The organism is Pseudomonas panipatensis (assembly GCF_900099785.1).
In the GTDB taxonomy this organism is placed as follows: Bacteria; Pseudomonadota; Gammaproteobacteria; order Pseudomonadales; family Pseudomonadaceae; genus Pseudomonas; species Pseudomonas panipatensis.
This window is the reverse complement of sequence record NZ_FNDS01000003.1, coordinates 476,069-488,372: the sequence shown is the minus strand read 5'-3', so window position 1 is coordinate 488,372 and position 12,304 is coordinate 476,069. Positions and strand designations below refer to the sequence as shown.

Annotated in this window: 11 protein-coding genes and 4 pseudogenes; 7 read left to right on the top strand and 8 right to left on the bottom strand. The window is 63.2% G+C overall.

Going from position 1 to position 12,304, the window contains the following annotated elements:
* Nucleotides 1-8 precede the first annotated feature (8 nt).
* Together BLQ74_RS09970 and BLQ74_RS27665 are read left to right on the top strand one after the other, a co-directional pair.
* Nucleotides 9-170, top strand: a pseudogene (locus tag BLQ74_RS09970) (IS110 family transposase); the annotation flags it as partial.
* A 7-nt stretch (nucleotides 171-177) separates the two neighbouring features.
* Nucleotides 178-300: pseudogene (locus BLQ74_RS27665) on the top strand (IS110 family transposase); the annotation flags it as partial.
* Between the two features lie 302 nt (nucleotides 301-602).
* Here BLQ74_RS27665 and BLQ74_RS09965 read toward each other — a convergent pair.
* From BLQ74_RS09965 to BLQ74_RS26985, 3 genes and pseudogenes are all read right to left on the bottom strand, one after another.
* Nucleotides 603-917, bottom strand: a pseudogene (locus tag BLQ74_RS09965) (IS5/IS1182 family transposase); the annotation flags it as partial.
* A 177-nt stretch (nucleotides 918-1,094) separates the two neighbouring features.
* Nucleotides 1,095-2,078: a hypothetical protein gene (locus BLQ74_RS26990; protein ID WP_139199049.1), complete on the bottom strand. Its 984-nt coding sequence runs from the start codon at nucleotides 2,076-2,078 to the stop codon at nucleotides 1,095-1,097.
* 171 nt (nucleotides 2,079-2,249) lie between these two features.
* Nucleotides 2,250-2,651 (bottom strand): hypothetical protein, encoded by a 402-nt coding sequence (locus BLQ74_RS26985; protein ID WP_139199048.1) that lies wholly within the window; start codon nucleotides 2,649-2,651, stop codon nucleotides 2,250-2,252.
* 519 nt (nucleotides 2,652-3,170) lie between these two features.
* Here BLQ74_RS26985 and BLQ74_RS09955 point away from each other — a divergent pair.
* The 3 genes and pseudogenes from BLQ74_RS09955 to BLQ74_RS27420 all read left to right on the top strand — a co-directional run bounded on the left by BLQ74_RS09955 (nucleotide 3,171) and on the right by BLQ74_RS27420 (nucleotide 5,301).
* Nucleotides 3,171-3,999: pseudogene (locus tag BLQ74_RS09955) on the top strand (IS5 family transposase).
* Nucleotides 4,000-4,531: 532 nt separating this feature from the next.
* Nucleotides 4,532-5,107 (top strand): GNAT family N-acetyltransferase, encoded by a 576-nt coding sequence (locus BLQ74_RS09950; protein ID WP_090262393.1) that lies wholly within the window; start codon nucleotides 4,532-4,534, stop codon nucleotides 5,105-5,107.
* 17 nt (nucleotides 5,108-5,124) lie between these two features.
* Complete coding sequence (locus tag BLQ74_RS27420; protein WP_170842786.1) at nucleotides 5,125-5,301, top strand: hypothetical protein; 177 nt, start codon at nucleotides 5,125-5,127, stop codon at nucleotides 5,299-5,301.
* Here BLQ74_RS27420 and BLQ74_RS09945 read toward each other — a convergent pair.
* From BLQ74_RS09945 to BLQ74_RS09925, 5 genes are all read right to left on the bottom strand, one after another.
* The gene (locus tag BLQ74_RS09945; RefSeq protein ID WP_090262392.1) at nucleotides 5,298-6,128 is read right to left on the bottom strand and encodes a CHAD domain-containing protein; all 831 of its coding nucleotides are present in this window, start codon (nucleotides 6,126-6,128) and stop codon (nucleotides 5,298-5,300) included. The genes BLQ74_RS27420 and BLQ74_RS09945 overlap by 4 nt on opposite strands.
* A complete protein-coding gene (locus tag BLQ74_RS09940; RefSeq protein ID WP_090262391.1) occupies nucleotides 6,125-6,361 on the bottom strand; it encodes a hypothetical protein in 237 nt (78 codons plus the stop codon). The genes BLQ74_RS09945 and BLQ74_RS09940 overlap by 4 nt, the downstream gene beginning before the upstream one ends.
* 57 nt (nucleotides 6,362-6,418) lie before the next feature.
* Entirely contained in the window at nucleotides 6,419-7,315 is an 897-nt protein-coding gene (locus BLQ74_RS09935) for a universal stress protein (RefSeq protein WP_090262390.1), read from the bottom strand.
* 103 nt (nucleotides 7,316-7,418) lie between these two features.
* Nucleotides 7,419-8,204: a ferredoxin reductase domain-containing protein gene (locus BLQ74_RS09930; protein WP_090262389.1), complete on the bottom strand. Its 786-nt coding sequence runs from the start codon at nucleotides 8,202-8,204 to the stop codon at nucleotides 7,419-7,421.
* Between the two features lie 120 nt (nucleotides 8,205-8,324).
* Nucleotides 8,325-9,236, bottom strand: coding sequence for a universal stress protein (locus BLQ74_RS09925; protein WP_090262388.1), 912 nt, complete (start codon nucleotides 9,234-9,236; stop codon nucleotides 8,325-8,327).
* A 169-nt stretch (nucleotides 9,237-9,405) separates the two neighbouring features.
* On the opposite strand from BLQ74_RS09925, the gene BLQ74_RS09920 reads away from it, so the two are divergent.
* Nucleotides 9,406-11,436: an NAD(+) synthase gene (locus BLQ74_RS09920; protein ID WP_090262387.1), complete on the top strand. Its 2,031-nt coding sequence runs from the start codon at nucleotides 9,406-9,408 to the stop codon at nucleotides 11,434-11,436.
* Between the two features lie 106 nt (nucleotides 11,437-11,542).
* Entirely contained in the window at nucleotides 11,543-12,301 is a 759-nt protein-coding gene (gene fnr, locus BLQ74_RS09915; RefSeq protein ID WP_090262386.1) for a fumarate/nitrate reduction transcriptional regulator Fnr, read from the top strand.
* Nucleotides 12,302-12,304: the final 3 nt, after the last annotated feature.

Sequence of the window (12,304 nt, the reverse complement as noted above, 5' to 3'; positions counted from 1 at the left end):
GAGTCAGCATGAACATTGGTATGGATCTGGCAAAGCAGGTATTCCAGGTGCATGGCGTTGATCGTCATGAGCAGGTGGTGTGCCGTCGCCAACTCAAGCGGGCGCAGATGCGGGATTTCTTTCTCCAATTGCCGCCCTGCCTGGTGGCGATGGAGGCCTGCGGTAGTGCGCTGTTGCGCCAGCAAAACCGATGCCCGCAGCCGCTGGCTACAAGGCCTGCTGCAGCGACGTAATGCCAACCTCGTCGCCGTTGCCCTGACGAACAAGAATGCCCGGATCATCTGGGCCCTGCTCAGTTAGGAAACCACTTACCAGCCCGCCTGAGCATTACCGGCAACACCGCTGTAGAAACGCGCCACAACGATTGCACAGTGAATAGCAATGATGACGAACCGGTCGAACCGGCCTGTATGAAACCTGGGTTATTCACGGGCTCCCTGCTGCTGTGAAGCAAATTCGTTAGAAATGGTCTGAAGATAGCCATATATTTCTGCCTGAATTCAAACTGGCCAACTTTAGAAAGAGGCCCGTAGCTCCCAACACCCAGATCATCCGCTTTTTCCGATGTATTGACCCGCTACAAGCAACTCGCGGCCCCCGCACTACAGGCGCACCTCTTTTGCATTAGCTAGCCAATGTCGGCGAGCCATCCACGGATTCGACAGGGTAAATAACGTGGCCAGCTGCGTCGTACTCTTGGCTTGGCCACGGAAACGCACCTATCGCATAACCGAAATGGCGCTTGATCACTCGAAATAGATGCTCAACCTTGCGGATCACCTTCAACAAGGCGCTGCGCTTATCGTGCGTCTTGTAAGTGCTGCACCAAGCCGCAATCTGCCAGATGAGCTAACGCCCCCATGCTCTTCATACTTCTCGCCCCTGGTATAGCCAGCATCGAGACAGACGGTGTTATCAATGCTGTCTTTCGGGGCACTTCAGTTGAATGAATCAGGTAGAAATTCAATCAGCAGTAATGCCGGGAAGGTCTAAGTCGATGGCTTGACGTAAAAGTTCCCCACCGCTACGGTGGGGAACTTTGTTTTAGCTCTTGACCGCGATAACTGATCTCAATTCGCAGATATCACGAACCCCTACTCCGACTTGAAATTATCTATCTCTTGATAGATCAAGGATTTTCCATCGATGGCGCTATCAGTGGAAGGCTTTTCAGTGCTGAAGGGACCATCAATTTTCTCAACAGACCGAATCAAGCTGATATCAAAATCCATAGATGTAGACTTATTGATAGCAATGGTTTTCCAAGAGGCCGAACCGTCATGACCTGCTGTAGCAGCAAGGGCAGTACTATTGGAATTTTGCAAATTGGCAGACCAAGGAAGTACAGGAGGCTTTACATTGAACTGCTTTATAAGCCGCTCAGCATTATTCTTAAGCTCGTCCGCCGACGGCCATTTTCGCCACAACCTTTCACCCTCACTCATTGTTGAAGCGAGTTCTGAATCTCGGAGATTACTAATTATATCACCCCAAGGAACACTACTATCTTTCCCCGAGAGTGAACCCTGAAAATCAAAGGTCTTGTTTTCATACTCTGTATCACGTTTAGTCATTTCCAGAAATGCCACTTGCCTCTCGGCTGACGTGAAGGACCCAGAGCTATCAAAGGCCATACTTGAAAGGCTAGCCCTGTCTAAGCTCGCAAAAGGATTATCAGAAGAGACGCCTTCGTAAACCTTGTCGCCGCCGTACAGACCAACCGAAAGATAATTGGCTGCCTGTTGAGCTAAAGTTGTCCGGGCAGGGCTGCTATTTTTGGGAATTTTAGTAAGAGCTTCCGCTGTTTTGCCTTTTGAAAGGAGCTGCTTATGCATTTCCTGTATGAAATCATCAAAACCATCAGCTGACGAAGCAGAACTATTGGATCCTTCCTTCAATATTTGTGAAATTTGTTTCGCGGCAGCTGATAAGCTTACTCTTATGCCTTCATCTGCTATTCGACCCTGATCACTGGTAGCTGGCAGAAAAGTATTATATCCCATAGCCGTTGTCTTAACGGTCATACCAACTGCCCTACCAGCGACTGCCATGATTGACTCTGCGATAATAGGATTCATTTCTTTCGCCTCCCAGCAGGCCGCTCCTTGAAGGTTAACTTTCACATGTAGATTGCCTGCACACACTGTATCGACATGCAAATATTAAAACTTAACATTTCTCCAATATTTTATTTAAACATTGTGTTTCCACTATTTTAAATCGCAATGCCTGCGGGCCTTATGCGCGTTTCAATAAACGGCAAAGGTTGCTGAGTAGTTATGGGTTGTGTAATTTGGGGATTGATCGGCCCTGCAGGTTGCCTTTATAGTGCCTGACTGTGCAGCGCTTTTATTAAAAGTCACACTATTTTGCCCTTTGACAATGTGCGACGCCGTAAATTTACAAGCTGCTTTATTGCCAAATCGCTGATAGATTGCAGTAATATCTGATCTAGTTCCCCCGAACTCAAGTATAACGGTCTTAGTTGTTTTTGGTGGCACCGAGGCAGGCAGACCATAAGGAGATCCAGCGCTTAAATCTATCTTCTCAGCGCTGTTGTTTTCCACGGTCAGAGTTACAGTATTTGCTTGAGAGGAAACTGTAAAAAATACAGAAAATGAAATAATAGAAACCAGAGCCAATTTTTTCATTTGCAGCCACCTAATTAAATTAACAGCATCGAGACATCCAACCCTGCTGACTTTACGCAGTGGAGAACGTCGTATACACAACGCCCCTGATAGGTTCCGATCTGGGTAATTCCCGCTGCCGCATCTACCGTCAATTGTGCCGCTGTGGCGGCGATTGGATCGAGGAACAGAATACCGATCAAGGCGCAGGCGATTGCTAGGTATGGCGGGCAGCGGATACCCATATCGACAGGCTCGTTACGAAAACCACAAGGAAACACGCTAGTGCCGATTCATGCGCTGGCCGAGTCAGCATTTTCCTTGGTTAATGAGTGAAATTTCCTCAGCACTATCATCGCAACCAATCTGTCCCGACTGTCCGCGACAACGTCTTTCCCTCGGCAACATGGGATCGGAATTAATTCTCAACCAACTCAATGAGTTGTCATTGAGTGATAGTGAACAACTAGGGAAGCCCTGAACCTGAAGAAGACTTCCCGAATCTGGTGAAATGCGCCGATCACGTAGCCCGAGTTCCCGATGAAGCAGTTGACCTGCGTCGATACCGAGTACGCCGGCAAGTGCAAGCAGACCCGCAAGGAGTTACTTTTGATTGAGATGGATCAGGTTCGGTTACAGCGATCCGGCGATGCAGAAGACGCTGTATGGACGACCATCCTGTGCCAGTTCGCTGGATTGAGTATGGAGCGCATTTCCGACGAAACCACCGTCCTCAACTTGCGCCGTTTTCTGGAAAAACATGGGCTGGCAGCCGGCATCTTTGGCGTGAGCAACGGCTATCTGGGAGATCGTGGGTTATTGCTGCGCCGGGGCACCATCGTCAATGCCACTTTGATCCAAGCGCCCAACTCGACCCAGAAGCAGGACGGCAAGCGCGCCCCGGAACGCACCAAACCACGAAAGGTAACCAGCACTCCTTCGGCGTGAAGGCACATATCCGCACCGCTGCTGGGTCGGGCTGATATACAGCCTGTGTGGGTACAGCGGCCAACGTGGCCGATGTTACCCAACTCGGTAAACCGCTGCATGGCGCAGAGAGCGTGGTCTGTGCCGATGCGGGCTACGCCGGAGTGGAGAAGCGCGCCGAGCCTGAAGGTCGCCAAGTCATCTGGAAAATCGCCACTCGGCGAAGCGCTACAAGCAACTGAGCAGGCGCAGCGCTCTGTACAAAGCCAAGCGCAAGGTCGAGCACCCGTTTCGGGTGGTCAAGCGCCAGTTCGGCTGCGTGAACGTGTGCTTCCGGCGCCTGGCGAAGAATACCGCGCAGCGGGTCACCCTATTCGTCTTGTCAAACCTATGGATGGGGCGCCGACAGTTGCTGTCCACCCCAGGCGAGGTTCGCCCGTAATGCGAGGAAATGCCCCAACCAAGTACCCAAACAGGGCGGAGCTAGAGGCTCAAGCCCCCCTTGGATTCGCAGGCACTTTTTCAACGGACAGGGCTGCCAACATGAAAATTCAGGACTAGTTCAGAGCATCCTTAGGGCGATCGGACAGACAGGCGCACATTTAATCATGGGCTCGCGAGCTGCAACATCACTCCACCAAGCCGGATATACGGAAGCAGTCGTACCTAGGTTTGAACAACGCCAAACACTGGCAAACCGGGAGGAGTCCGTATACGAACAACGCCCCAGCGCTATCCGCCAATCCATGCCGGAGGGAAACGGCCGGTCTCCTAGGATGCGGTTGAGCGCAGCGATGCCCATCATCGCCGCCAATCCGCCCTTGCGCGTTGGGCGGATGGCCTCGGTTGCACCGTTCAGCCGCCGCCGCGCGCGGCTTCGGCAGCCTTTGATCCTGATCAATCCACACCGGGCTGCGCGGCGTACAAGTGGTTCGGGCGTCGTTTGCCTAAGGCTCATCGTCCCTGGAGGTCACATGTCCACCGCTCCCTCATCCCCCGCTACCAGCTCCGAATTCGGCACCTTGTCCGAGGAGCATTGGATCGAACCGCTGAACGATGGCAGCCATGTGCTGATCCGCCCGCTGAAGCCGGAGGACCGCCAGCGCGAAGCCGATTTCATCGCCGGGCTGTCCGCCGAGGCGCGGCATTTCCGCTTCCTCTGCAGCATGCGCGAGGTGTCCCCGGCGCTGCTCGACCAGTTGATGGCGGTGAACTTCAAGGACAGCGTCGCCTACATCGCCGTGGCGCATCAGGACGGCAAGCTGATCGAAGTCGGGGTCAGCCGCTACGCGGTCGGCGGCGACGGCGAGCAGTGCGAATGCGCGATCACCGTGGCCGACGCCTGGCGACACCGGGGCCTGGCCGTGGCGCTGATGCGCCACCTGATTGAAACCGCCCGGCGCAACGGCCTGAAGCAGATGTTCTCGCTCGACTCGGCGGCCAACACCGGCATGCACGAGCTGGTGCGCTTCCTCGGTTTCACCACCCGGCAAGACCCGAACGATGCCACCCAGGTCATCCATACCCTGTCACTCCAACCAGGAGCCTGAAGATTCCGGAGACCACTATGCACATGCAATTGCTCTGCGCTGCCGATGGTTGCTGCTACGTCCAGCTCGACCAGTACCGGGTGCCCTTCCGTGACGAGCGGCAGGCCCGCGAATACCTGAGCAAACTCCGCGAGCGCCTCGCCGCGCCGCACAGCCTGCCCTACTCGGCGCGACGCGCGGTCGGCGCGCACTAACGCGCCTGATCCCCGGCGTCGACCCGGCGCAGTGCCGGCACCCGCGCCGGCGTAACGCGGCCGGCGCTGCTCCCCAGCTGTTGTTCCAGTTGCCCACCGAGGATCCGCGCCCGCGCCACGGCCTGCGCCTTGGCCTCGCGCCAGCCGGCCAGGGCCGGGCGCAATGCCGGATCGCCAGCAACCTGGCGACACCAGAAGTCCAGGTCATGGGCATCGCCCAGCGCCGACTGCAAGCCTTGCAACAACGCCTTGAGCGGTTCCGCCATGGGCATCAGCCGGGGGTAGCTCGCCTGCAGATAGCGCAGGCGCTTGACCCGCAAGCGGGTCACATGCTGCTCCTCGGGCGAGGCGATCGGCAGCGGACACAGGCTTCGCCACTGGCGCCGCAGGTGGCGCCGCAAGCGTCCCTTGAGCCCCTTCAGACGCCCGGCGCGGACAGCCTGGCGCAGGGCCGGCGGAGCGCCATCGAACGCGCGCAGCAGGTCGTGCACGACAGCCGATGCGGGCAGCGCCTGACAGCCCTCCTCGACCCACGCCTGCCGCGCGCCGGCCTCGGCGTGCAAGCCCAGACGGGACAGTTCCGTGCTCAGCACCTGGGTGTCGCGCAAGGCGCTGGTCTGCCGAAGCAACGCCAAGGCAGCGCGGTCCAGGTCAGCCAGGGCGGCGTCCTCGCGTAACGGCCAAAGCAGGCCGCGCAGGTGGCGCAGGCTCAGGCGCAGGTCATGCAGGGCCTCGGCGTCGGTCAACGCGGCGCTGCGCGCCAGCGCATGCAGAAACGCGACCTCGGCGGCGAACAGGCGCTCGATCAGCGCCTCGGCACGGCTCATGGCGCCGGCCCCTCGTGGCGCGCGCCGCCGCGCGAGACCCAGAGCGTGCGGGGGTCGCAGATGATCCGCGCGGGAGCATCCACCGACACCAGGCACAGGCGGTTTTCCCAGCGGTCCCAGAGGAACACGTACTGCGCATCGCCGCCGGCCGGGGCGTAACGCAACTCCATCCAGGCCACGCAGGCGACGGCCCAGAACGACAGCAGCACACTCAGGAAGGCGACGATCTTCATTCGTGTCTCCTCAGGGTGTCTACCGCCTCGCGCGCCGACGCTGCCCTATGCGATCGCTCAGGGGCGGATGGCGAGAATGCTCGACGGCACCTGGTAGAGCGCCTGCTCGGTAGTGCTGCCGAGGACCTTGGTCAGGCCGCTGTGGTACAGGGTGCCCATGACCACCACGTCCATGTGCTGCTCGGCGGCGAACTGGGCGATGACCTTGGTCGCCGGTCCCTTGAGCAGGTGCTGGTAGTGCTGCGGCACGCCGAAGCGCTCGCCCAGGCGGGCCATGCGGGTCTGGGCGCGGCCGCTGGCTTCTTCCTGCATTTCCTTGGTCCAGGCCACCGGGCCGGCGGCATAGGCGAGGAAACTCGACGGTGCTTCATAGGCCTGCAGCAGGTGCAGATCGGCATCGCACTGCACGGCGAAGTTCTGTGCGGCCTCGATGATGCGCTCGTTCACCGCGTCGATCTGCGGATCGCTCTGCGACAGGTCGATGGCGGCCACCACCTTGCGTGGCAAGGCGTGCTCGGCGACGCTGACCAGGTGCAAGGGCACCGCGCACTCGCGCAACACCTGCCAGTCCAGCGGCGTGATCAGGGCGCGGCGCAAGGCCGGCTCGTACTCGCGGTCCTTGATCAGCAGGTCGGCCTTCATGTCCTCGGCCAGGCGCAGCACTTCCTTCATCGGTTCGTCGCTCCACAGCGCCTGGGCGCTGACGTCGATGCCCCGCGCACTGAGCAACTGGCACTGGTCGTCCAGCCAGGTCTGGTGTTTTTCCAGCCAGTCGAGCCGCGCGCGATCCTGCAGCGTTTCATCGAGGATGCGCAGGCTGGGCGGCAGGCTACCCAGGGCGACCATGTGCAACACCGCGCTACTGGAGCCGGCCAGGGCCTGGGCCCGGGTCATGGCGGGAGACAGGTGCATGGCGGGATCGCAGATCAGCAGCAGGCGCTTGTAGGGATTCATGATGACCTCCGTGGCTGGGCTTTGCGCGAGCACCGCGACAGGCGCGGCGCGCGAATCATGGATGCAGGGTGGGCCGATCGCCGCGCCGCGACTTTGATGTGCATCAAACCGGCTCGCAGCGGGTTTGCAGGTAGAGGTCGTAGCGGCACACCGGCCCGCGCGCCTGCTCACCGCGCCCGCCGGCGCAGGCCAGGCGCAGCCGGTAGTCACTGTGCAACCAGATGCGCGAGGCCGCCACGCCGCTGTCCTGGCAGGCGCGCGCGGCGCTCAGGGTGAAGGCTTCCGGGCCGGCGCAGAAGACCTCGTCGGGCAGCCCCGCGGCGAGCAGCGCCGGCAGCAGTTGCAACGGCGAAGCGCCGGCCTGGCCTGACTCGGCGTGCCCCTGGGCTTCGATGTAGTTCAGCGCCCGCCCCCAGCGCCGGCGCTCCTCGGCAAGCACCCGGGCGGCCGGCTGCGCGGCGCCGTATAGCACCCGCAGGCGCAGCGGCGGCGCCCAGTCGGCGGCTTCGTCGATGGCCGCCGCCAGGGCCAGCAGGCCGCGCTCCTCGGCCAGCATCAGCAGGCTCACCGCGCGCAGCGGCAGGGGCCAGCCGTCGCCCAGGGGGCCGTGGTAATCGAGCAGCGCGCCGGGCGCCTGGGCGAAGAGCGCATCGCTCAGGCCGCCGCAGCGATGGATGGCGACGACGAAGCGTCCGTCGCCGTCCGGCAGGCTGACGAAACTGAACGGCGCGGTGCCGCGTCCCGGCAGGCCGAGCAGGCAGAACTGCCCGGGAATGGCGCCGGCCGCCTGGCCGTCGCCGCCCTCGATACGCAGGCTGAGATGACGCACATCGCGGCCATCGTCATAGCCCTGCAGCAGCCGCGCCTGAGCGCGGATCGCCTGTCCCATGCTGGTGTTCGCTCCTCTGCCAATGGCCGGTCGGCAGCCCATTTCCTGCAACCGCCGCGGCCTCCAGACTAGGCAGCCGCGCTGCGGGGCGATTTGATGGTCATCAAGAAAAGCCGCGCTTCACGGCGCGCGCCCGCTGCGCACCGTCAGTAGGCTGCTGGGCACGCGGTACAGCATGTGTTCGGTGGTGCTGCCGAGCATGCGCTCCAGGCCATGCCGACTGACCGTCCCCATCACCACCACGTCGACCTGGAAATCCGCGACGAAGTCAGCGATGCCGGCCAGCGCCGGGCCAAGCAGGAAATGCCGCTGCTCCGCCGGCACGGCATGCTTTTCGGCGAGGCTGTTGAAGCTGTGTTGCAGGCTGTCGCAGAGCCGCTCCGAGAAGGTCAGGTCCCAAGTGCCATTGGCACTGAAGGCATCGTAGAGACTGGCCTGGGTCAGGTCGCAGGCGTGCAGCAGGTGCAGTTCGGCGCCGCATTGCAGGGCCAGCGCGCTGGCGGTCTGGATGACCTGCTCGTTGAGGCCGCTGATCTGCAACTCCGGGCGCGCCACGTCGACCGCCGCCAGCACCTTGTAGGGCAGCGGATGACGGGCCTCGGCGACCAGATGCAGGGGCACCGGGCAGGCCCGCAGCAGATGGCAGTCCAGCGGCGTGACGAAGGCGCGCTTGAGCACCGGCTCGTGCTGAATGTCCTTGATCACCAGGTCCGGTTGCAGCGCGCTGATGCGCGCGAGGATTTCGCCCAGCGCGTCCTGGCTCCAGAGCACCTCGCGGGTGACCGTCACGCCCAGCGCGTGCAGTTCGTCCGCGGCCCGCTGCAGGTTGTTCGTGTGCTCCGTCAGGTGACGCTGGCGGGCGCTGTCGCGCAGGCGCTCGTCGAGCAGCGCCAGCCCGTGTGGGGTTTCCAGGTACAGGCCGATGTGCAGGCTCGCGCCACTCTGGCGGGCGATCGCCGCGGCACGCCGGAACGCCGCCGAATCCAGTTGTCGGGAGTCGCCAATAAGGAATAACCGCTGGTACTGACCCATGCTCCGCTCCGCGCAACCCTGTCCCGAGTGAGGCACGCCCGAACGCTTCCCAGGGTGCTGTCAGCCAGCCTGGAGCGCGACGGCCACGGGCACTTTGATTTGCATCAAACCGGCCCCTTGCGCGTCCCTGGCTATGCTGGACGAATACCCGGCGCCGTGAGGAAGGCCCATGTCCAGCAGCGCATCGCCCTATGCCCAGGGCTTTTTCCGCGTCGCCGCCTGCACCCCGCGGGTGACGCCCGCCGACCCCGCCGCCAATCTCGCCGCGACCCTGCAACTGGCGCAGCAGGCCCACCAGCACCAGGCCGGCCTGGCGGTGTTTCCGGAACTGGGCCTGTCGGCCTACGCGATCGACGACCTGCTGTTCCAGGACGCCCTGCTCGACACCGTGGAAGACGCCCTGGACAGCCTCTGCCGGGCCAGCCAGGCGCTGTTGCCGGTGCTGCTGGTGGGCGCGCCGCTGCGGGCCGAGGGGGCGCTGTTCAACTGTGCCGTGGCGATCCATCGCGGACGCATCCTCTGTGCCCTGCCCAAGACCTACCGGCCGAACTACCGGGAGTTCTACGAGAAGCGCCATTTCGCCTCGGCCGCCGATGCCCGCGGCGGCGAGCTGCGCGTCGCCGGCCGCCAGGTGCCCTTCGGCAGCGACATCCTTCTCGACTTCCCGCGCCTGCGCGGCCTGGTCCTGCACGCGGAAATCTGCGAGGACCTCTGGGTGCCGGCGCCGCCGAGCGGTTACGCGGCCCTGGCCGGCGCCACGCTGCTGGCCAACCTGTCGGCGAGCAACGCCACCGTGGGCAAGGCCGAGTACCGCCGCCAGCTCGGCGCCGGGCAGTCGGCGCGCTGCATCGCCGCCTACGTCTACAGCGCCGCCGGCTATGGCGAATCGACCACCGACCTGGCCTGGGACGGCCACGCGATGATCCACGAGAACGGCGAACTGCTCGCCGAGAGCCCGCGCTTCGCCAACGCCCCCGGCCTGATCTTCGCCGACATCGACCTCGACCGCCTGCGCCAGGATCGCCAGCGCACCACCAGCTTCACCGACTGCGCCAGCCTGCACCGCGCGCGCCTGGAGGCATTCCGGCGCATCGCCGTGGACTTCGAGCCGCCCGTCAGGCCGCTGGCGCTGGCGCGGCGGATCGCCCGCTTCCCCTTCGTCCCCAGCGACAGCGCCAGCCTCGACGCGCGCTGCGCCGAGGTCTACGCCATCCAGCAGCAAGGCCTGGCCAGACGCTTGCAGGCCTGCGGCGTGCAGAAGGTGCTGATCGGTATATCCGGCGGCGCCGATTCGACCCAGGCGGCGCTGGTCGCCGCCGGCGCCTTCGACCAGCTCGGCCTGCCGCGCACGCAGATACTCGGCTACAGCCTGCCGGGCCTGGCCACCCGTGCGCAGAGCCGGCGCAATGCCCTGGCGCTGATGCAGGGGCTGGGCCTGAGCGCGGCGGAAATCGACATCCGCCCGTCCTGCCTGCAAATGCTCGAGGACATCGGCCACCCCTACACACGCGGCGAGCCGGTCTACGACATCAGCTTCGAGAACGTCCAGGCCGGCGAGCGCACCTCGCACCTGTTCCGCCTGGCCAACCAGCATGGCGGGCTGGTGATCGGCACCGGCGACCTCTCGGAGCTGGCTCTGGGCTACACCACCTACGGGGTCGGCGATCAGATGTCGCACTACGCGGTCAACGCCTCGCTGCCCAAGACCCTGATCCGCCACCTGCTGCACTGGCAGTTACCGCGCCAACCAGCGGCGGTGCGCCGGGTCCTGCGGCGCATCCTGGCCAGCGCCGCCTCGCCGGAACTGGTGCCCGGCGACAGCCCGCAGCGCGCGGAGGACACCGTCGGCCCCTACGCCCTGCAGGACTTCTTCCTCTATTACCTGAGCCGCTTCGGCTACCACCCGGCCAAGGTCGCCTACCTCGCCGAGCAGGCCTGGGGCGACGCCGCGCGCGGTGATTGGCCGGCGCTGCTGCCCGAAGCCGAGCGCGTGGCCTATGCCCCGGCGCAGATCGGCCATTGGCTGGCGGTGTTCCTGCAACGCTTCTTCGCCGGCAGCCAGTTCAAGCGCTCGGCGCTGCCCAACGGCCCCAAGGTCGGCTCCGGCGGCTCGCTGTCGCCCCGCGCCGACTGGCGCGCGCCCAGCGACGCCGGGGCCGAGGCCTGGCTCGACGCCCTGCGCCGCTGGACACCGCCATGAGCGGTACGCTGCCGGGTGTCGCCCGGCGCGACGAAAGGGCGGCACTTTGCCGTCGGCTGTCTATATTTGAAGGACCCCACTCTCCCGATCACGACAGAACTCCGCCATGTCAGACGCGAGCCCACCCGTTCCGCGCGCCCAGGTCAGCTGCCAGTCCTGCTCCTTGAGCCGGCTGTGTCTGCCGGCCAGCCTGGAAGACGATGAGATCGCCGAACTGGACAATATCGTCCGGCGCAATCGCCCGTTGCACAAAGGCGACTACCTGTTCCGTGCCGAAGACCCCATGCAGCACGTCTTCGCCCTGCGCTCCGGCGCGCTCAAGACCTACCTGCTGGACAAGGACGGCAAGGAGCAGATCACCGGCTTCATCCTCCCCGGCGAAATGCTCGGCCTCGACGCCATCGGCTCGCAGCGTTTCCGCGGCTATGCCATGGCCCTGGAAACCTCGCTGGCCTGCACCATCGCCCTGCCGCAACTGGAAGAGCTGTCCGGGCGCATCCCCAGCCTGCGCCACCAATTGCTGCAGATCCTCAGCCACGGCATCCACTCCGAGCACCAGCACATCGGCCACAGCCGCGAACGCGCGGAACAGCGCCTGGCGACCTTCCTCCTCGGCCTGTCGGCGCGCTACCGCCAGCGCGGACTGTCGCCGAACAACTTCATCCTGCCGATGACCCGCAGCGAAATCGGTAACTACCTGGACCTCACCGTGGAAACCGTCAGCCGCCTGTTCACCCGCTACGTGCAGAGCGGCCTGATCGAGTGCCAGGGCCGCGAAGTGCGCCTGCTCGACCGCGGCGCACTGTGCCGCCTCGGCGGCCTGCACGAGGACGAAGGACTGCGCTGGGCCGCCGCCGAGTCCTGAGCC